The sequence below is a fragment of the Enterococcus sp. 12C11_DIV0727 genome, assembly GCF_002148425.2.
Classification (GTDB): Bacteria; Bacillota; Bacilli; order Lactobacillales; family Enterococcaceae; genus Enterococcus_L; species Enterococcus_L lemimoniae.
This window is the reverse complement of sequence record NZ_CP147248.1, coordinates 749,496-769,641: the sequence shown is the minus strand read 5'-3', so window position 1 is coordinate 769,641 and position 20,146 is coordinate 749,496. Positions and strand designations below refer to the sequence as shown.

Genomic DNA, 20,146 nt, shown 5'->3' with positions numbered 1-20,146 from the left:
GCATGATAGTGACAGAAAAACTTTTTGAAATAGAAGATCAGACAGAAAAACTTGTTCAAGCAATTTTAGCAAGCGAGAGCTTTGAAACGTATAAAGTAAATCGTCAAACAATGTACAGTTCAAAAGATGTTCAAGCCAAACAAAAGGCATTTTTAGAGGCAAAAGATTCATTTGAACGAATCGAAGCGTATGGTAACCATGCTCCAGATTTCCGAACAAAACAACGAGCTGTGCGAAAAGCAAAACGAGCGCTGGATCTGAGTGAAGAAGTAGCTGAATTTCGTTTTTCTGAAACACAGATTCAAACGGTTTTAGATTTGATAGGGATGGCTGTAGCTAAAACTATTTCAGATGATATTAAAGTAGATGCTGGAAATCCTTTCTTTGAAAAAGGAAAACATTCAGGTTGCGGAGGTAGTTGTCATGCAAGTTAATGAAGAAAAAGAATTTGTTATCCAAAAGCGGCGCTGTTTAGTTGTGTGGGTATATAGCTTGAAACAATTAAAAACGCTAAAACGTTTTGGGTTGATCCATTATGTTTCTCGTCGAATGAAATATGTGGTGATTTATATGAATGAAGAGGCTATTGAAAGTTCAGAAGCGAAAATCAATGGGCTACACTTTGTCCGTAGAGTAGAACGCTCTTATCGTCCTGATGTGGAGATGAACTTTGCTGAGAAAATCGGTACAAAAGCAGCTTATCAGCATGAAAAAGAAGAAGGATTTGAAGTTGAGGAACTAAATACTCAAATTCGTCTAGCTGAAAATGTGTAAAATTTGAGATGGAAAATGTGATCGAACTTCAAACATTTTTCATCTTTTTTCTGTATAGTTTAATTACGATTAATTTATACTGAACAATCAAGTAAAGGAGCACAAACAGATGCGGGTTATTTCAGGGGAATATGGCGGACGACGATTAAAAGCACTTGATGGTGATAATACACGTCCTACAACAGACAAAGTTAAAGAATCAATTTTCAATATGATTGGACCTTATTTTGATGGAGGAATTGCCTTAGATTTATATGCTGGTAGCGGTGGCCTAGCGATAGAAGCAGTATCTAGAGGGTTGGATCTAGGAATTTGTATTGAAAAGAATTTTGCTGCACTTAAGATCATCAAAGAAAATATTGAGGTAACGAAAGAACCTGAAAAGTTTATCGTCAAAAAAATGGATGCGAATAAAGCACTAGAATTTTTAAAACAAGAAGGAACAAAACTAGATTTGGTCTTATTGGACCCACCCTATGCAAAACAGGAAATTGCCAAGCAATTAGAGCAAATGCTAGCCTATAAATTATTAAGTGAAGATGCTATGATTGTTTGTGAGACCGATAAGTCAGTGGATCTTCCTGAAACTATTGGGACGTTGATCAAAACGCGTGAGACGACATATGGAATCACGCAAATCACTATTTTTAAACAGGAGGCCAATAATGACTAGAATTGCTCTTTTTCCTGGAAGTTTTGATCCGTTAACTAATGGTCATTTAAATATGATCGAACGTGGTACAAAAATGTTTGATAAAGTAATTGTCGGTGTTTTTGTAAATACCAACAAGACCGCTCTTTTTACATTAGATGAAAAACTGACGCTGATCAAACAAGCTGTGGCACACTTAGAAAATGTCGAAGTAATTGCTCAAGAAAGCAAACTGGCAGTTGAAAGTGCTGCTGAGTTAGGGGCTAATTTTTTAATTCGAGGCATCAGAAATGTGAAAGATTATGAATATGAAAAAGACATCGCAATGATGAACCATCATCTAGCACCTGAACTAGAAACGGTTTTTTTATTGGCAGATGAAGCCTACGCACACGTGAGTTCAAGTCTATTAAAAGAAGTGCTGAAATTCGGTGGAGATGTCTCGGCATATCTTCCCTTAGTTGTCGACCAAGCACTAAACCAAAAGAATCGTGAGATGAAGCCAAATGAATAATGAGCGTGAAGAAAAAATATCGATTAAATCGATGCTGCCGTTTGCAGTAGTTATTTTATTGATCATTATAATGATCTTTCCTATTCCGTATTACATTGAAGGACCTGGTACAACAGAGAATCTAAAAGAATTTGTGACCGTAGATAATAAAAAGGATTCAGAACCAGGAGCTTTTTATCTAACGACTGTTGGTGTACGTAAAGCAACACTAGGTTCAGCCTTAAAAGCTAAATTTTCTGACTTTCAAGAATTAGTGAGCAAAGAAGACTTGATGGGATCAAGTACAAACAGTGAGTACGAACGAATTCAACAATATTATATGGATTCTTCCAAAAATGCTGCGATCGAACAAGCCCTGAAGCTTGCTAAAGTTCCCTATGAAATGACATTTAAAGGAGTGTATGTCTTAGCTATTGAGGACAACTCTAGTTTTAAAGGGAAAATTTCAGTCGGAGATACGGTTACAGGGATTGATGGTAAAACATTTAAAAGTAGCGAAGAATTTGTTGATTATGTGAAGAAACAAAAGGTTGGACAAGTTGTAACCGTAGACTTTTTACAAGACGGGAAAGCGAAAGAAGCAACAGGCAAATTAATTGAATTACCGACAGATAAAAAGCCTGGTATTGGCATCGGCTTGACCGATCATACTGAAATTGACTCATCGATTCCTGTCGAAATCGATGCTGGAGACATCGGGGGCCCTTCAGCTGGATTGATGTTTACACTTGAAACCTATGAACAATTGACACAAAAAGGGATTCGTAAAGGACATAAAATCGCTGGTACTGGAACAATCAATACAGATGGTGTTGTAGGTAGAATCGGCGGAATCGATAAAAAAGTTGTAACGGCCAGCAAAAATAATACAGAGATTTTCTTTGCCCCGGATGATGAGATCACCAAAGAGATGAAAAAAGCAGAACCAGAAATCAAAACGAATTATGAAGAAGCAAAAGCGGCAGCTGAAAAAATTGGTACAAAGATGAAAATTGTTCCAGTTAAAAATGTCCAAGATGCGTTAGATTATCTAGAAACGTTGAAAGAAAAATAAGTAATAAGGAGGTTGGGATAGAAGCGTTTAACTCCGAGAAATAAGAAGGAGTTGCTTCCGTTCCTACCGTTTATTCGGATACGAAGAGCCTGAAACATAACTTTTTTAGTTATATTTCGGGCTCTTGTTTTTTTATAAAAAAGACAAATTTAAAAGCATTTGCACCGTAGGCGTAGTAGTGAAATCGAACATTTGTTTTGCGGGTCCAATATGGAAGAAACCACCTAAAGCTAAGATCAAAAGGAAGGTTACGGCTGCAAAGATGGAGAAATAATACATAAGCCTATAAGCCAGTACAGGATTATTAACGACTCTATCAAATCTACGTTCGCGATAGACTTTTCTTGTGACAAGAATAGTTTGCAGTGCTGGAATTTCCAACAATTGACGTTTTAAAATATCCGCATCTTGTTTACCTAACAATTCTGAAAAGATATGGTCTTCAGATTCAAAATCAAACGTATAGGTATAAAGAGCAACCCGTTTAGGTGGGAAAGAATCATCCCAATCAAAGTAATTCATTTTATTTTCTCTTAGCGTGATTGCTTTGATCGTTGTATATGGGTAACTAAAAAAAGTTCTTTGGTCTAAAAATTCGATGATTGTTGTAAAAATCATTCGTTGGTCAGTGAAAATTAGAATTCGATTTCCTCTGAGATCATTGAAATCCTTCACGTAAGCTTTCGCTTCTTCTGTTTCGGGATGATACATTCCGAGTAAACCAAGCCCTACAACAGAAGCGTTCTGACCATCATTTGTCATTGGTAAGTAGGCATGGATTTCTTCACCATCTTCAAGGTAAGATTTCATTTTCTCGATAAAATCTTGCAAAAAAATATACATTTTTGTTTGATTGAATAAATTTCTTTTTTGCTGAGTATTCAATTCTTTTTTTTGGCTAGTTGAGATGTCTTTATTGATTTGGTTAATAACAGCTTTAAATGGATTGACCATGAGAATTCCTCCTTGTTTTTTTTCGCCAGTTGTTCAGACGTCTGGATCGAATAACTCTTTGATTTTTTTCCGACCACGAGATAGATGATTATAAACTTGAGTAACATCCATTGTTAATTCCTTGGCAATTTCACTTGGCGTATCTTGATAATAGTAGTATTTGAGAAAAATCAATTGATCTTCTTCTGATAAATTTTGTAACAAATCCAAGAAATTCTCTTTTTTCAAAATAGTCATCTACTAAAGTACTTTCAGGGAGCTGTTCTATGGGAATTATGTTTTGTGCACGAATGATCGCTCGTTTTTTATCTAAACAAATGTTCCGTGTGATGGTTAAGCTCCATGTTTTTAAGCTACTCTTATCCGCATCATAACTAGCTATTTTCTGCTAAATACGATAAAACACTTCATTTTCAGCTTCTTTCCGATAGGTTATTTCCTCCGGGTGATTTAAGAGCGCCTGGATGCATTTAACGATATCGCTCCCCAATAGATCGATAAATTGTTCTAACCCTAAAAAATCTCGCTTTATTAATAACGCTATAATTTCCTTCTCCATCTTTTATCACCTTCTTACCCTATTATACGATGAACTTTTTCCTTTTCTATCATGAAAATGGAAAAATAGTGCGTATCTTTATTTTGAAGGAGGAAAAGTATGGATTATCGTGAGCTGTTGAAAAAGTATAAACAATATTTAATTGTTGGGATGATTTTAGTACTATCGATCAGTGGAAGTATTTTTTTCATGATCGTTAATAGTAAACAAAAGCAAGTGGAGGATCCAGATGAAGCGTTGATAATGAATTCAACTAGCGTATCTCAATCGTTGGAAAGTGAGTCGATTTCACAGCAAATATACGTGGATATAAAGGGTGCTGTGGAAAAACCAGGGATGTATGAAGGAAGAGCAAACATGCGTGTCTGGGACGCTGTGATGCTTGCTGGTGGAGTGAATGAGGAGGCGGACACAAAACAAGTCAACTTTTCTGAACGCATTACAGATCAGATGGTGATTTATGTTCCAAAAGTTGGTGAAGAGCTTCAGGTTGAAAATAAAAATGGTGATGCTAAAGAGAATCCCTCAAAAGACACAAGTAAAGTTGATCTTAATCAGGCTGATGAATCTGAACTACAAACCTTACCTAGCATTGGTCAGAAAAAGGCCCAAGAGATCATTCGCTACCGAGAAGAAAAGGGCGGATTCAAAACAATTGACGAGCTAAAAAATATTTCGGGTTTTGGCGAAAAAACATTTGAAAAACTAAAAGAGTCGATTAAAGTGTAAAATACTATTGGATTTTAGAGAATAAATATCACTATTTTACAAATATAGTATGCAGGTTCTTGACGAGACTTTTTCTATAATTTACTATTTGTATATCCTACTATAAAATTGAATATCGGCGAAATAACTTAAAAAAGTAAATAAATCATAAAAGGAGTAAACTATGACATTTGAAAGAATCCCTTGGGATCAATATTTTATGGCACAAAGTGTGCTTTTATCGTTAAGAAGTACGTGTACTAGACTTGAAGTCGGTGCAACAATTGTTAGGGATAAACGGATCATTGCTGGAGGCTACAACGGATCAGTTAGCGGCGATGTCCATTGCATAGATGATGGTTGTTACATTGTAGATGGTCACTGTGTAAGAACGATTCATGCAGAGATGAATGCAGTCTTACAATGTGCCAAATTTGGTATTCCTACAGAAGGCGCTGAGATTTATGTGACTCATTTTCCTTGTTTACAGTGTACCAAGATGATCTTACAAGCTGGTATCAAAAAAATTCATTATTTAAAAGATTATCGAAATGATGAATATGCAATGGCTTTGATCAAGCAAGTAGGTGCAACAGTAGATCAGGTAACCTTATCAAAAAAATATTTTGCTGAATTACAACTAGGAGAAGAAGAGCTTGCTTCAGTGGACGAAGCATCTCAAACAGATCAATAATTACTGGATTTTTCCAGTATTAGTAACGATAGGAACAGTCTTTTTTGTTTTAGAACCAACACTTTTAACCGGCATTATCTGGCTTTTTTTCATTGGCCGAGTAGTCTGTACAGGAAATAAAATGATTGTTAGTGTTAGCTTTCTATGTATCTTCACGATGATCGGTCTGTGTTGGCAAATCCGTAGCAAAGAAAAACACTCAAAATTTCCAGAAACAACTGCAGTAAAGGGGCAACTATCTATATTGCCTGACCAATATAAGATCGACGGAGATCGTCTCCAGTTAGAGGGGGCGTTCGCTACACATAAAAAGGAAAATCGAAAAGTAGTAGCATTTTATCAGTTTTCATCAGAACATGAAAAGCGAAACTGGCAAAAAGTAAATCAACCAATCAATATCGATCTTACAGGCGAGTTTGAAACACCACTAGCACAAATAAATCTTAACGGATTCGACTATCGAAAGTATTTAAAAGAAAACAATGTCTATCAAACACTGAGGATCACTAACATCTATAAAATAAAAAAAGTAGTTCCAAAGGTTTACGATATCTTTTCATGGCTAAGTGTTTACAGGAAAAAGGCAATCGATTATTGTGACCAAGTATTTTTGAACGAAACGGCATTGTATCTTAAGACACTGATTTTTGGGTTTAAATCAAGCGAGTTTTCGCAAAAAGAAGGAGTACTAACAAATTTAGGTATTCTTCATTTGTTTAGCCTATCTGGAATGCATGTGACTTTTTTTGTGGGGAGCTTTAGGTATTTGTTTTTAAGAGCAGGAATCACAATAGAACGTCTATTTTGGCTACAGCTGCTCTTCTCGGTTGTCTATGGTGGACTTACTGGATTTTCAATCAGTGTTGTTCGGGCTTTGCTGCAAAGTATGATTTCACTAAGTAATCGTGAATTTAAGTGGGGATTATCAGGATTGGATTGTTGGAGCGTGGCACTGATAGTTGGTTTGTTTTTTCGACCCTATTTACTATTTTCAATCGGCGGACAGTTAAGTTATGGGCTATCTTTTTTCATTTTGTATGTTCATCCAATTACAGAGTGGATCAATAATCGCTATTTACGGATGTACTGTTTTTCTATATTGTTGAATGTCATGATGATTCCTTTGGTTGGATTAACGTTTTTTGAGTGGCAGTTAACAAGCAGCTTATTTACTTTTTTACTACTTCCTGTGTTTGAAAAATTGATCTTACCCATTTTAATTGTTAGTTTGGTGAGTTCATTTATCTTCAAACTGCAGCTTTTAGTTAGAGGGCTGGAAGTTTATTTTTTGATTCAACAAAGTATTTTTGAATGGTTGAGCCGTCACAGTACCTTTACATTGGTAATAGGAGCCTTTTCACCAATTTTGTTTTTGACATTTTCTATATTGCTTTTTTTGTTCCTACAAATGTTGTATAAACGATCGAACAAAGTTTATGGATTAGCTGTAGCAATCGTTTTACTGCTTTTTAGTAAACATTTTTCGCCAAATGGCACTGTTGCATTTATTGATGTTGGACAAGGAGATAGTATTTTTATTCAAACACCGTTTCATCAAGAAAATATGCTGATCGATACGGGTGGCAAGCTTGATTTTGGAAATGAAAAGTGGGCAACTAGACGGAATAAAAAAACGAATGCTGACTATTCTGTGATTCCATATTTGAAAAGTAAAGGCGTTAAATATTTGGATAAAGTACTGATCAGCCACGGAGATATCGATCATTGTGGTGATTTACTAGCAATCAATGAAAAGATTCCAATTCGTTCACTCTATTTTCCGGAAGGTACAGAGAAAAAAGTCGCCTTTCTGCGACTTCTTGAAGGGCTAAAAAAAAGTGGAACAAAGTGTTACCCAATTCTGGCAGGCGCAGTGATCAGCCAGTCAATCCCGTTAAAGATTCTCGCACCAACTACTCCAGGAACAGGGGAAAATAAAGATTCTATGGTAGTCTATACTCAATTAGCTGGCAAACGTTTCTTATTCACTGGGGATTTAGAAAAAGAAGGAGAAGTACAATTGATAAAACAATTTCCTTCATTGAAGATAGACGTATTGAAAGTGGGGCATCATGGGAGTGCGACTTCATCAGATGCTTCGTTTATTCAAAGCATCGACTTATCAGATGCGGTAATTTCATGTGGTCGGAATAATCGATTTGATCATCCTCATGAAGCAACCCTTTCGACATTAAAGGCAGCGAAAATCAATGAGTATCGAACTGATGAAAATGGTATGGTCTATTATGAATGGACACCTTTAACAAAAATGTCAGCGGCTAAAACAATCATTGAAGAAGACTAGCATTTCTTGAAACGACATGATAGGATGGATACAGAAATGAGGGAATTTATGAACTTACAAGAGGCATTGAAAAAAGTAAGACAACAGCAGTTTGCTTCTGTTTATTTAATCCAAGGAACAGAAGGCTATTTAAGTGAATTATTTAAAACAGAATTGATGGATCAGCTGATCAAAACAGAAGATGATCAGTTCAACTATTCTTCTTTTGATATGGAAGAAGTTCCCTTATCTGTCGCAATGGAAGAAGCTGAAACCATTCCTTTTTTTGGCGATTATCGATTAGTTTTTATTGAGAATCCTTATTTTTTAACTGCCGAACGAAAAACGAATGGGCTAGATCATGATATCGATAGTTTGCTTAACTACTTAGAACAGCCATCTCCAACGACTATTTTAGTATTTATTGTGAATGTTGAAAAATTAGATGAACGAAAAAAAGTCACGAAAGCTGTAAAAAAGCAGGCAGAAGTCATTGATGTTAATTCAATGGGAGAACGTGATGTAAGGCAATATGTGGAACAAACGATTCAAAGTGAAGGTTATGAAATTCGTCCTGAAGCATTTGATTTGTTGCTACAACTGACAGATTTAAACCTATCAAAAGTTATGGGAGAGTTACAAAAGTTATTCTTGTACGCTTCTGATAACAAAATAATCTCACTAATTGCAGTCAAAGAATTAGTACCTAAATCATTGGAGCATAACGTTTTTGATTTAACAAATGATGTTTTATCTGGAAATGGAGAAAAAGCAATTCAATTATATGAAGACTTATTATTACAAGGTGAGGAAACTATCAAATTGAACGCGATTTTATTAAATCAAATCCGTTTATTTTTGCAAACTAAAATTTTAGCGAAATTAGGTTATCAACAAGCGAACATTGCAGAAACCTTAAAAATCCATCCCTACCGCGTTAAATTAGCGTTGCAGCAAGTTCGTAGTTTTGAATTAAGTCGGTTAGAAGCTATTTATGATGAATTAGTAGAGAATGATTTTAAAATGAAAACAGGTAAAATGGAAAAAGAGTTGCTATTTGAGTTATTCATTCTAAAATTATCTGGGCAAGTAGCAAGTTAAAAAGGGAGAGAGTTGTTTGAGTGAGGCCAAAACAATAGTAAGCGCATTTTTTGAAAATGTTCGTTCTGGAAAAAATCTCCAAGCAGCATACGAGTTTATGCATGAACAAGTCATTGCTCATCAAGTTCAGTCTGAAGATGAATATACAATCACTAGATCACCTAAAGATTATATTGAGCACGTAGAAGAGATGCAGGAACTTTATGGACAATTTGAATTGATTATTCAAGAAATAGTAGCTGATGAAAATAAAGTCTATGTTCGTTGGAAACAGATTGGACAAACAGATAAAAATAAAGCAATCATTCAGATTGCTAGTGCTGTTTATTTAGTTGAAAGAGGAAAAATAGCGGAGTATTGGATTCAGATCGACCGTAAAGGAATCGAAAATCAATGTCAATAAAGCTAGAGTAGTTCAACAAATCGAGTAAAAATTGTCAGCGCGAGATAGAGCTTTTTGAGCCTATCTCGCGCTTTTTTTTTTAATAAAAAAGAAGCTAACATAAATGTTAACTTCTAAAAATCATTATTTCGCTAATTTTTTACTTAGACGAGATTTGTCACGGCTTGCTTTGTTTTTATGGATTAATCCTTTTGTTTCAGCCATATCAACAGCTTTAGCAGCTTCTGTATATAACGCATCCACATTGTCAGCACCAGCAGCTACAGCATCTTCAAATTTCTTGATCGCTGTACGCATAGCATTTTTTTGAGATGAATTTTGAGCATTCTTATTAGCATTAGTACGTACACGTTTGATTGCAGATTCAATATTTGGCATTTCTTTCACCTCCGATAAATTAAGGTCTTACACAGGAAAATCCATATGTAATTCAACACTAATCATTATACCTAATCCAAACAGGCATTGCAATAAAAGATGACAAGTTTTTTTCCTTAACAGTAAAAATATTGATTTCTTTAGCTAAAAATCAATTTGAAATCAAGTTTGCTAGGAAAAATAGATACATTTTATAAAAATTATGCTATCATAACAGGGGAAAAATGAAATGGTGGTGTCAATGTGAATATTGCTTTAGTTGTAATGGTTACACTTGTGATGGGCGTGATATTTGTAAATGGATGGACTGATGCGCCGAATGCAATTGCAACCGCTGTCTCTACACGTGTTTTAAAGCCAAATGTGGCCATTTGGATGGCTGTTGTCATGAACTTCTTTGGTGCCTTAGTGATGACCTATTTTAATGCACAGGTTGCTGAGACGATCAGTAACATCGTGAGTTTTGATGCACAAGGAAATGCACCGCAAGTAGCTCTAGCGGCTTCTTTGTTTTCGATTGTTGTCTGGTCGGTAGCAGCTTGGTATTTTGGTATTCCTACAAGTGAGAGTCATGCGCTGATAGCTGGATTGACAGGGTCGGCAATGGCTTTAGGCGGACTTGGTGCAGTGAATGGTTCTGAATGGGGCAAAGTGCTAGTTGGTTTAGTTGTTTCCACAGTGATGGGCTTCGGTGGTGGTTACCTTGTCACAAAACTAATTGTAATCCTTTTCAAAGATGTTGCTAGAAGGACTGCAAATAAAGTCTTTACCTATGGGCAAGCATTTGGTGCGGCTGCGAATGCTTTTTTACATGGTGCTCAAGATGGTCAAAAATTCATGGGTGTCTTTATGCTAGGACTTTATTATAATAACCTAGCTGAAAAATCAGGTTCAGGATTTATTATTCCAATCTGGGTCATGGTCCTTTGCTCTGTCACAATGGGGTTTGGGACATCTGTTGGCGGGATGAGAATCATCAAATCAGTTGGGATGGATATGGTAAAATTAGAGCGTTACCAAGGATTTGCAGCTGATTTAAGTACAGCGATTTGCTTGTTTGCGGCCTCTATTTTTGGTATTCCAGTTTCAACTACCCATACTAAGACAACAGCCATCATGGGTGTAGGTGCTTCCAAACGAGTTTCAAGCGTTGATTGGCGGATTGTCAAAGAGATGCTGATTGCTTGGATTTTAACATTTCCAGGTTGTGGTGTCATTGCCTTTGTTATGGCAAAACTATTTATAGCACTATTTTAAGGAGAGAATAAAATGGCTAGAAAGAAGCAATTTGATTATTTTGGGGAATTAGAACATTTGGCAAAAAATGCGCACCAAGCGGCAGAATTGCTAGAAGTGATTGCTCGTGATTATTCGTTGGAAAAATTAGAAACGGATGCAGAGCAAATTCATCTATTAGAACGTGAAGGCGATCAAATCGTTCAAAAAATTATGAAGGAATTATATATATCGTTTATCACACCAATCGATAGAGAAGATATTGTCGAAATAACGCAACGGTTAGATGACGTATTAGATACGATCAATAGTATTGCTTATTTGCTAAGTAGTTTAGTTGTGAAAGAATTGACTGAAAATGCCAAGGTCTTTATCACGTTTGCAGTAGAAGCCACAGCAGGTGTGTTAACGGCTACAAAAGAGTTTGCAAAATTCAAAAATTCTAAAACGTTGCATGCGATGATCGATGAAGTAAGCGAAATCGAAGGAAAAGCGGATAAACTATATAGTGACTCTTTAAAAGCATTATTTACAAACGAACAAAATCCTATCGAAGTAATTCGTTGGAAAAATGTATATGATCAATTAGAAGAGCTATTGAACGCTAGTGAATCTGTAGTTGATGTGATTGGTGGATTAGTTATAAAAAATAGTTGATTCCAAGTTAAATAAAGAGGGACAAAATACAGGTTGTTACTTCCTAATTGTCTATCTGACTGGCAGGGAAGATACTATAGATCGATTTCTATTTACTGATAGGAGGGACTAGATGGATCAACCAAAAATAGAAGCAATCAAAAGCTATGCACAAACGATAATGGAAAGCGACCAATCAGGTCATGGGATGGATCATATTAATAGAGTGGTGCGCTTATCCAGTGAGATCGCGGAAACTGAAAGTTGTGATCATTTTATCGTAACAGCTGTAGCTTACCTTCATGATACAGTGGACGATAAGTTAGTCGCAAACCCAAAACAAGCTTATCAACAACTAAAAGAATTTTTACAAAAAATTGATGTTTCTACAATACAGATTGAGCAAATCATTCATATCATAACAAATCTTTCCTTTAGCCAAGAATTGACTGGAACAGCTGAAAAACTGACGATTGAAGGGAAAATAGTGCAAGATGCGGATCGTTTAGATGCCATGGGCGCAATTGGGATTACTCGAACGATTTATTACGGCGGTCATAAAGGAAACAAAATCTATGATCCAAACATTAAACCTAGAGCACTCGAATCTAAGGCAGAATATCGAGAAGAAAGTACTGTTATCAATCATTTTTATGAGAAGATTCTATTGTTGAACGAAAGATTAAATACAGATTATGCTAAAGAAAAAGGCAAGAAGCGGCAAAAGTTTTTAGAAGGTTTTTTACAAGAATTTTTGGAAGAATGGCATTGAAAGATCAAAAAAAATTGAAAGTGTCAGGTAAACGGAAAAAAGTTTATCTGACACTTTCAGCTTATCAAAATAGGAATATGAATAGATGGTGTCTTTTAAATAAATTCGGTAGTTTGTGCAGAAAAACGTGTAGCGTGAGATTTTTCAATGGGAATTGTTTGTAACAGTCTCAAACCATTTAAAATGACAAGAATCGTGCTTCCCTCATGACCAATAACGCCTAGTGGTAAATTAATGATTTGAACGAAATTTGATAAGATAAGCAGCACGATGATTCCCGCAGAAAGAATAATATTTTGGGTTACGATTCGTTTTAATTTTTTTGAAAGTAAATGACTCATTTGGAGCTTTTCCAAGTCGTTTTGCATTAACACCATATCGGCTACATCCATTGCGATGTCAGTTCCTTCACCCATCGCAACACCGATGGCCGCGTTGGCTAATGCTGGAGCATCGTTGATGCCATCCCCAACCATTACGTTAACGCCATAAGTTTCCTTTTGTTTTTTGATCAGAATGGTTTTATCTTCTGGTAAGCAATTAGCATAAACGTCATCTACTCCAAGCTCGGCTGCAACAGCAAGAGCTGTTTTTTTGTGATCACCAGTAATCATGGTTGTTTTGATTCCTGCTTGTTTGAAATAATTGATGACTCTTTTTGCTTCCGGCTTTGGAACGTCTAGGAGCCCAAAATAAGCAATAAGTTCTTGATCTTGAAATAGGTAAATCACTGTTTTTCCATCATTTTGAAGTTGCTCGATTTCAAGTTCCAAGTCGTTATTTAGAATAGCTTGATCATTAAAGGCACCTTTACCAACGCGCCAAGTTGTAGAATCAATCGTTGTTTCCATACCAAAGCCAACAATATTTTTGACTTCTACATGACTATAATCTGCAGTAACTTCGTCTTCAAAGCGAAGGAGAATAGCCTGAGCTAAAGGGTGGGTTGAGTGTCTTTCCATGGCTAAAAGAATCGTTAAAGCTTCTTCTTTATTATTTAAAAAGATAGCATCAGTCACGACAGGTGTGCCTCGGGTTAAAGTTCCTGTTTTGTCAAACGCAATTGCTTTTAGAGAAGCTAAATTTTCTAAGTAGACACCGCCTTTAAACAATACACCATTTCTGGCACCGTTAGAAATAGCAGCTAATGTCGCAGGCGTTGCAGAAGCGACTAATGCACAAGGTGAGGCGACAACTAGTAGTACCATTCCTCTATAAAAACTTTCTGACCAAGACCAACCTAAAAATAAATAGGGGATCAAAATCATCATAGGAATAGCAAGCAAGACGATTTTGACATAGGTATTTTCTAATTTTTCAATAAAGCTTGCAGTTTGAGAAGGAGTATTTTGTGCTTCATCAACTAGGCGGATAATTTTGGCAAATAAAGTGTTCTCACTTGTTTTACTAACTGTCATTGTCAGTGCTTCACCTAAATTGATTGTTCCTCCAAAGAGTGGAGCATCCATTCCTTTTTCTACTGGAACAGATTCGCCAGTGATCGCGGATTCATCAATGATTGACGTACCTTTTACCAAAGTACCATCTATTGGGATCCGAGCTCCTTTAGGGACGAGTAATCGGTCGCCAATCTGTAATTGAGTCACAGTAATTTCTGTTGTTTTACCGGATTCATCTAGTAAATAGGCAGTATCAGGTTGCATGTTCATCAAACTGGCAATCTCTTTTTTACTTTTGTTTGTTGTGTATTCCTCTAAAGCCCCGCTAAGACAAAAAATGAATGTCAGCATTGCACCTTCAAACCAATTTCCAATAATACAAGCTCCGATCGCGGCTAAGGCCATCAATAAATCTACATTAAGATGTTTATTTTCCAAAGTATCAAGAAGGCCTTCTTTTGTTTGTTTAAAACCACCAAAAAAAATAGCTGTTACAAAAATAAGTGGATAAAAGCGGACACCTGATTTTTCTAAAATAAAACCGACGATCATAAATAGTAAACATAAGATAGTAGCTAGAATTGCTTTTTTTTCCTCTGAAAGTTTCATTGTGATCACTCCTTACAATGAGCATAGCACAAATAAATTCTAATTGATAATCAAATTACTTAATTGAGAACGATAGTAATTATCAATTAGATTAACGCTGTTTTTATAGTGTTTTTGCATGTATGTAAAATAGATTTATTCTAATTAGTAATGATAATCATTATCAACATGATTCAAGGTAATTCTATAATAAATAAACAAGTTCTAAAAAATATAGTTTTAATCCGCATAAAAAAAGAACCGATTAAATCGGTTCTAAATGTTATTATGAAAATAGCCAGTAACTTATGAGTAGCACACCTAATACAATTCGGTACCAACCAAAAGCGGTGAAATCGTTGCGTTTTAAGTAGTTCAATAAGAACCTGATTACAATAATTGAAACAACAAATGCTACAATCGAGCCAACTAATAGAATGAAAGTTTCAGTAAAGCCAAATGAATTTCCTTTCATTACGAACTTTACAATTTTCAAAAAGCTTGCTCCAAACATGACCGGAATTCCAAGGAAAAATGAAAATTCTGTTGCGACAAAACGTGAAGCTCCAATAATAATTGCACCAAGAATCGTTGCTCCTGAACGTGAAGTACCAGGGATTAATGAGAGCACTTGGAAGAACCCGACGATTGCTGCGGCTTTATAGGTAAAGTCTCTTAAATCGGTACATTTTGGTTTACGATCTCGATTCCTTTTTTCGATGACCACAAAGGCGATTCCATAAACGATCAGCATCAGTGCAACAGTAAAGAAGTTATGAAATTTGGCTTCCAACCAATCATCAAGTGGAATACCGATGATTGCAGCTGGTGCACAAGCCACAATAACTTTTGACCAAAGAATCCAAGTATCTTTCTTTTCTGTCTCGCTTTTTTGAGGTGAAAATGGATTTAGCTTGTGGAAATAAAGAACAACCACAGCCATGATCGCACCAAGTTGGATTACGACATTGAACATTTCCATGAAATCTTTGCTGAGATTCATTTTAATGAATTCATCGACCAAGATCAAATGTCCGGTGCTACTAATAGGGAGCCATTCGGTGACTCCTTCGATAATGCCTAAAATAATTGCTTTCCATAAATTTGATAAAAGCATAGGTTCAATCCTTTCCAGCATAAAATAGTCAATCACTAATAGTATACCTTTTACGATCAGAAAAACCAACTAAGTTTTCATGACCAATAGAAAAATTTAGATACTGGTCTGTTCTGTATTGTAATTATTCAAAGAATTTTCTATACTATTACTATTCATAAAAGTTGGAGGAGAAAATATGTTTGGATTTTTGAAGAAGAAAGAACCAGTTCAATTAAATGAAACGCTATACGCAGTAGCTACAGGAGAATTGATCCCAATAAGCGATGTAAATGATCCTGTTTTTTCACAAAAAATGATGGGAGACGGTTTTGCAGTTCTTCCTGAATCAGGAGCTATCTATTCACCAATAGTAGGGGAGATCCTAAGTGTGTTTCAAACAAAACATGCTGTCGGTATGAAAATGGCGAATGGGCTTGAAATTTTGTTACACATGGGAATCGATACGGTTGAACTTAATGGAACACCATTTGATATAAAAGTTAGTGAAGGAACTAGAGTATCACAAGAGACACAAATTGCAGCAGTTGATTTAGAAGCGATCAAATCTGCTGGCAAAGCAACAGATATGGTTGTTGTGATCACCAATATGGATAAGGTGAAGAGCTTTGAACTTAATAAAACAGGCTTTGTAAAGGCTGGCGATGAAGTTGGTCTTGCTAAAGCATAGCTAATCAATCAGGCTAAGCTTAAAACAACATGTGATTCAGTTTATGTAAGGCTGGAATATGACTCTTAGAGTGATATTCCAGCCTTATTTTCTATTCTGATTTGAAAAATAATTTTATTTATATTATATCTATGATAAATAAGTTGAAATATTATTTCATTTGTTTTATAATGAAAGCGGATTAGGAGGGAGCAAATAAAAATGTATGGTATTTCAGTATTTTTAGGCGAAGAGATCACCGATGACACACGCAACTATATTCAAAAAATGAGTGAAGTTGGCTTTAATGGAATCTTTACTTCGTTACACATCCCGGAAGACGACTCTGCTTTGTACCATCAACGGCTAAGAGAGCTTGGTTCGATTGCTCAAAAATTGGATATGAAGTTAATGGTCGATATTTCAGGCGAAGCACTGATACACGCAGGGTTTTCATTTGACCGTTTGGATGAGATTACTTCAATAGGCGTTACTGGCTTGCGTATGGACTATGCTATTTCAAATCAAGTAATTGCTGAAGCCTCTCGCCATCTAAATATTGGTTTAAACGCCAGTACAATTACTGCGCAAGATGTCCAAGAATTGCAGATGCTTAAAGTGGATTTTTCAAAATTTGAAGCTTGGCATAATTATTACCCTAGACCTGAAACAGGTTTGTCCAGTACCTTTTTTAGAGAAAAAAATAGCTGGCTACAAGAATCAGGATTTAAAGTTTTTGCATTTGTTCCGGGCAATAAGAAACTAAGAGGTCCTTTATATGAAGGATTACCTACACTCGAAAAACATCGTTACCAAAACCCATTTGCAGCAGCGATTGAACTACAAGAAAATGATCAGATAGAAGGTGTTTATCTAGGTGATCCTGAAATAAACGAACGAACTATACAGCAATTTGCTAGATACAATTGTGATCAAATAGTGCAGTTAGAAGTAGAACCTGTGGGGAGTGATTACTATTCACTTATTTTGGGTACACATGTTAATCGTCAAGATGAAGCCCGGGATGTAATCCGAAGTGCAACTGCACGGTTTAAGGAAATAAATAGGATCGAACCAGAAACGTTAAGAGAGCGTGAAATAGGTAGCGTGACCATTGATAATTTTCAATACGGGAGATATATGGGAGAAATACAAATCGTGAAAAAACAGTTGCCAGCAAATAAAAAGATCAATGTTGTAGCAAAAGTTGTAGCCGAAGATCACTCTTTGCTTAAATTGATCAGCGCAGGTAAAACGTTTAATTTAATTGAGAAGGAGTCACTATAAGATGGATTTAGAAAAATTAACGACTGAACGAAGAAATCAGGAAACAATGAATTTAGATGAACTAACAATAAAAGATGCTTTAGAGAAAATGAATCAAGAAGATCAAAAGGTTGCAATAGCCGTCAAACAAGCACTTCCACAAATGGAACCAGTAATACAATCGATTATTGCTGCTTTCAATGCCGGTGGCAGATTGATTTATATGGGAGCCGGAACAAGTGGACGTTTAGGTGTATTGGACGCAGCAGAGTGTGTTCCGACTTTCGGAGTTTCACCTGAGATGGTTCAAGGTTTGATTGCGGGTGGTCAAGAAGCCATGACAGTGGCAGTAGAAGGGGCAGAAGATTCTAAAGCGTTCGGACAAAATGATTTAAAAGCGCTGGGATTGACAAATAAAGATGTTGTAATTGGTATTGCTGCAAGTGGTCGAACCCCCTATGTGATTGGTGGATTGGTTTATGCAGATTCAGTTGGTGCCGTTACGGGTTCGATTTCATGTAATAAAGATGCTGAAATCAGCCGCTATGCTAAATTTCCAATCGAAGTCGATGCTGGACCAGAATTCTTAACAGGTTCAACTCGCTTGAAATCAGGAACGGCGCAAAAATTGATCTTAAATATGCTCTCAACGATTTCGATGATTGGAATTGGCAAAGTATACAATAATTTGATGGTGGATGTGAAACCGACAAATGAAAAACTAGTTGAACGATCAAAACGAATCATCATGGAAGCAACAAACTGTGATTACGAAACTGCAGCAGCTTATTTTATCAAAGCCGATGAAAATGTGAAATTAGCAATTGTCATGTTACTGACAAATTCTTCAAAAGAAGCAGCAACAGAAAAATTAATACAAGGCAATAATTTTATCAAAAATACCATTTAAAAAATGAGGAGGAAAAGACATGACAGAAGATAAAATCAAACGTCTGGCTAGGGAAATTTATGAAGAGGTAGGTGGGCAGGAAAATGTCTTAAAATTGCGTCATTGTATGACACGTGTCCGGATGGATATTCGGGATTATGATAAAGTGAAATTAGAAGAATTAAAAGAAATTGACGGCGTAATGGGTGTGGTTGAAGACGATACACTGCAAGTTGTGATCGGGCCTGGAACCGTGAATAAAGTAGCTCAAGAAATGGTCGATATGGCGGGTGTAAAATTAGGAGAACCTTTCCCTGAACCGAAAATAACGCAATCAGGGAAGCAGTTAGTGGAAGAAAAGGCAGCTCAAGTCAAAGCAGCTCAGAAAGAAAAAAATAAAAATAACTCTGGATTCAAAGCCGTTTTGAAATCCATTTCTAATATTTTTGTTCCGTTGATTCCAGCTTTTGTAGGTGCAGGGATCATCGGTGGTATAGCCGCAGTTATGTCCAATTTATTAGTTGCCGGCACAATTGGAGACTCTTGGCAACAATATATTGATGTATTAAATATTATCAAAAATGGTATTTTTGCTTATTTAGCATTATACACTGGGATCAATAGTGCAAGTGAATTTGGTGCAACACCAGCGCTTGGGGGCGTGATTGGTGCTGTAACGATGTTAACAGGAATGAATCCAGAAGCACCACTACCTAATATTTTGACTGGTGGAACTTTATCAGCAGGTCAAGGCGGAATTATTGGCGTGATTTTTGCAGTTTGGTTACTTTCATTGATTGAAAAACAACTCCATAAAATTATTCCAGATTCAATTGATATTATCATTACACCAACAGTTTCTTTGCTTGTGATTGGGTTAATTACGATTTTCCTAATCATGCCGGTAGCTGGATTGATTTCTAATAGTTTGGTAGGTGTAATCAATGTTGTTTTAGAAAAAGGTGGTATGCTAGCTGGTTTCACTTTAGGTGCAACCTTCTTACCAATGGTTATGTTTGGTCTGCATCAAATTTTAACGCCAATCCATATTGAAATGATTGCTCAAACTGGCATGACATTATTACTACCAATCCTTGCGATGGCAGGTGCAGGTCAAGTCGGTGCTGCTTTAGCATTATGGATTCGTTGTAAATCAGATACAAAACTAGTTGAAATGATCAAAGGTGCATTACCAGTGGGTATTTTAGGAATTGGTGAGCCATTGATCTATGGTGTAACATTGCCTTTAGGACGTCCGTTTATTACAGCGTGTATTGGTGGTGGGATCGGCGGAGCCGTGATCGGTGCTTTTGGAAATGTCGGCTCGATCGCAATCGGGCCAAGTGGAGTAGCGTTGATTCCACTGATTGCTAACAACCAATGGTTAGCCTATGTTTTAGGATTATTGGCTGCTTATGCTGGTGGATTTGTTGCAACATTTTTCTTTGGGATTCCAAAAGATCTACAAGAAAAATAAAACGTTATTTTAACAACTGAAAAACAACTGATCTCCTAATT

Annotated in this window: 23 protein-coding genes; 17 read left to right on the top strand and 6 right to left on the bottom strand. The window is 36.2% G+C overall.

What is annotated here, in order from left to right:
• Window positions 1–2: 2 nt before the first annotated feature.
• The 5 genes from A5866_RS03785 (at window position 3) to A5866_RS03765 (ending at window position 2,994) form a co-directional block, all read left to right on the top strand.
• On the top strand, window positions 3–434 hold the full coding sequence (locus tag A5866_RS03785; protein WP_086444335.1) for a YlbF family regulator: 432 nt from the start codon (window positions 3–5) through the stop codon (window positions 432–434).
• Complete coding sequence (locus A5866_RS03780; protein ID WP_086279261.1) at window positions 424–774, top strand: YlbG family protein; 351 nt, start codon at window positions 424–426, stop codon at window positions 772–774. The genes A5866_RS03785 and A5866_RS03780 overlap by 11 nt, the downstream gene beginning before the upstream one ends.
• Before the next feature lie 79 nt (window positions 775–853).
• Complete coding sequence (gene rsmD / locus A5866_RS03775) at window positions 854–1,447, top strand: 16S rRNA (guanine(966)-N(2))-methyltransferase RsmD (protein WP_254907315.1); 594 nt, start codon at window positions 854–856, stop codon at window positions 1,445–1,447.
• On the top strand, window positions 1,440–1,940 hold the full coding sequence (gene coaD / locus A5866_RS03770) for a pantetheine-phosphate adenylyltransferase (RefSeq protein ID WP_086279263.1): 501 nt from the start codon (window positions 1,440–1,442) through the stop codon (window positions 1,938–1,940). The genes rsmD and coaD overlap by 8 nt, the downstream gene beginning before the upstream one ends.
• Window positions 1,933–2,994 carry a SepM family pheromone-processing serine protease gene (locus tag A5866_RS03765; RefSeq protein ID WP_086444336.1) on the top strand — a complete coding sequence of 354 codons (1,062 nt, stop codon included), beginning with the start codon at window positions 1,933–1,935 and terminating at the stop codon, window positions 2,992–2,994. Before coaD ends, A5866_RS03765 begins: the two co-directional genes overlap by 8 nt.
• 132 nt (window positions 2,995–3,126) lie before the next feature.
• Here A5866_RS03765 and A5866_RS03760 read toward each other — a convergent pair whose 3' ends face one another.
• The 3 genes from A5866_RS03760 to A5866_RS03750 form a co-directional block, all read right to left on the bottom strand.
• Entirely contained in the window at window positions 3,127–3,948 is an 822-nt protein-coding gene (locus tag A5866_RS03760; protein ID WP_086444337.1) for a hypothetical protein, read from the bottom strand.
• Between the two features lie 33 nt (window positions 3,949–3,981).
• A complete protein-coding gene (locus A5866_RS03755) occupies window positions 3,982–4,176 on the bottom strand; it encodes a sigma factor-like helix-turn-helix DNA-binding protein (RefSeq protein WP_254907547.1) in 195 nt (64 codons plus the stop codon).
• 160 nt (window positions 4,177–4,336) lie between these two features.
• On the bottom strand, window positions 4,337–4,507 hold the full coding sequence (locus A5866_RS03750; RefSeq protein ID WP_254907548.1) for a hypothetical protein: 171 nt from the start codon (window positions 4,505–4,507) through the stop codon (window positions 4,337–4,339).
• 99 nt (window positions 4,508–4,606) lie between these two features.
• Between A5866_RS03750 and A5866_RS03745 the strand changes: the two genes are divergently transcribed.
• From A5866_RS03745 to A5866_RS03725, 5 genes are all read left to right on the top strand, one after another.
• Window positions 4,607–5,236 carry a helix-hairpin-helix domain-containing protein gene (locus tag A5866_RS03745; RefSeq protein WP_086279266.1) on the top strand — a complete coding sequence of 210 codons (630 nt, stop codon included), beginning with the start codon at window positions 4,607–4,609 and terminating at the stop codon, window positions 5,234–5,236.
• A gap of 163 nt (window positions 5,237–5,399) precedes the next feature.
• Entirely contained in the window at window positions 5,400–5,909 is a 510-nt protein-coding gene (locus A5866_RS03740; RefSeq protein WP_086444338.1) for a ComE operon protein 2, read from the top strand.
• A complete protein-coding gene (locus tag A5866_RS03735) occupies window positions 5,872–8,214 on the top strand; it encodes a DNA internalization-related competence protein ComEC/Rec2 (RefSeq protein WP_254907549.1) in 2,343 nt (780 codons plus the stop codon). Before A5866_RS03740 ends, A5866_RS03735 begins: the two co-directional genes overlap by 38 nt.
• Window positions 8,215–8,262: 48 nt before the next feature.
• Window positions 8,263–9,294, top strand: coding sequence for a DNA polymerase III subunit delta (holA, locus tag A5866_RS03730; RefSeq protein WP_086444339.1), 1,032 nt, complete (start codon window positions 8,263–8,265; stop codon window positions 9,292–9,294).
• A gap of 16 nt (window positions 9,295–9,310) precedes the next feature.
• On the top strand, window positions 9,311–9,697 hold the full coding sequence (locus A5866_RS03725; RefSeq protein WP_086279269.1) for an ester cyclase: 387 nt from the start codon (window positions 9,311–9,313) through the stop codon (window positions 9,695–9,697).
• A 123-nt stretch (window positions 9,698–9,820) separates the two neighbouring features.
• Here A5866_RS03725 and rpsT read toward each other — a convergent pair whose 3' ends face one another.
• Complete coding sequence (rpsT, locus tag A5866_RS03720; RefSeq protein WP_010772698.1) at window positions 9,821–10,075, bottom strand: 30S ribosomal protein S20; 255 nt, start codon at window positions 10,073–10,075, stop codon at window positions 9,821–9,823.
• 264 nt (window positions 10,076–10,339) lie between these two features.
• Here rpsT and A5866_RS03715 point away from each other — a divergent pair, with 264 nt between their 5' ends.
• The 3 genes from A5866_RS03715 (at window position 10,340) to A5866_RS03705 (ending at window position 12,719) form a co-directional block, all read left to right on the top strand.
• On the top strand, window positions 10,340–11,332 hold the full coding sequence (locus A5866_RS03715; RefSeq protein WP_086445519.1) for an inorganic phosphate transporter: 993 nt from the start codon (window positions 10,340–10,342) through the stop codon (window positions 11,330–11,332).
• Window positions 11,333–11,344: 12 nt separating this feature from the next.
• Entirely contained in the window at window positions 11,345–11,968 is a 624-nt protein-coding gene (locus tag A5866_RS03710) for a DUF47 domain-containing protein (RefSeq protein WP_086279270.1), read from the top strand.
• Window positions 11,969–12,080: 112 nt separating this feature from the next.
• Entirely contained in the window at window positions 12,081–12,719 is a 639-nt protein-coding gene (locus tag A5866_RS03705; protein WP_086444340.1) for an HD domain-containing protein, read from the top strand.
• Between the two features lie 95 nt (window positions 12,720–12,814).
• Here A5866_RS03705 and A5866_RS03700 read toward each other — a convergent pair whose 3' ends face one another.
• Both A5866_RS03700 and A5866_RS03695 read right to left on the bottom strand, forming a co-directional pair.
• A complete protein-coding gene (locus A5866_RS03700; RefSeq protein ID WP_086444341.1) occupies window positions 12,815–14,728 on the bottom strand; it encodes a heavy metal translocating P-type ATPase in 1,914 nt (637 codons plus the stop codon).
• Window positions 14,729–14,993: 265 nt separating this feature from the next.
• Complete coding sequence (locus tag A5866_RS03695; RefSeq protein ID WP_086444342.1) at window positions 14,994–15,824, bottom strand: undecaprenyl-diphosphate phosphatase; 831 nt, start codon at window positions 15,822–15,824, stop codon at window positions 14,994–14,996.
• A 178-nt stretch (window positions 15,825–16,002) separates the two neighbouring features.
• On the opposite strand from A5866_RS03695, the gene A5866_RS03690 reads away from it, so the two are divergent.
• From A5866_RS03690 to A5866_RS03675, 4 genes are all read left to right on the top strand, one after another.
• A complete protein-coding gene (locus A5866_RS03690; RefSeq protein WP_086444343.1) occupies window positions 16,003–16,494 on the top strand; it encodes a PTS sugar transporter subunit IIA in 492 nt (163 codons plus the stop codon).
• A 201-nt stretch (window positions 16,495–16,695) separates the two neighbouring features.
• The gene (locus A5866_RS03685; protein WP_086444344.1) at window positions 16,696–17,760 is read left to right on the top strand and encodes a DUF871 domain-containing protein; all 1,065 of its coding nucleotides are present in this window, start codon (window positions 16,696–16,698) and stop codon (window positions 17,758–17,760) included.
• 1 nt (window position 17,761) lies between these two features.
• The gene (gene murQ, locus A5866_RS03680) at window positions 17,762–18,649 is read left to right on the top strand and encodes an N-acetylmuramic acid 6-phosphate etherase (RefSeq protein ID WP_086444345.1); all 888 of its coding nucleotides are present in this window, start codon (window positions 17,762–17,764) and stop codon (window positions 18,647–18,649) included.
• 19 nt (window positions 18,650–18,668) lie between these two features.
• Window positions 18,669–20,105 carry a PTS transporter subunit EIIC gene (locus A5866_RS03675; protein WP_086444346.1) on the top strand — a complete coding sequence of 479 codons (1,437 nt, stop codon included), beginning with the start codon at window positions 18,669–18,671 and terminating at the stop codon, window positions 20,103–20,105.
• The last annotated feature ends 41 nt before the right edge of the window (window positions 20,106–20,146 follow it).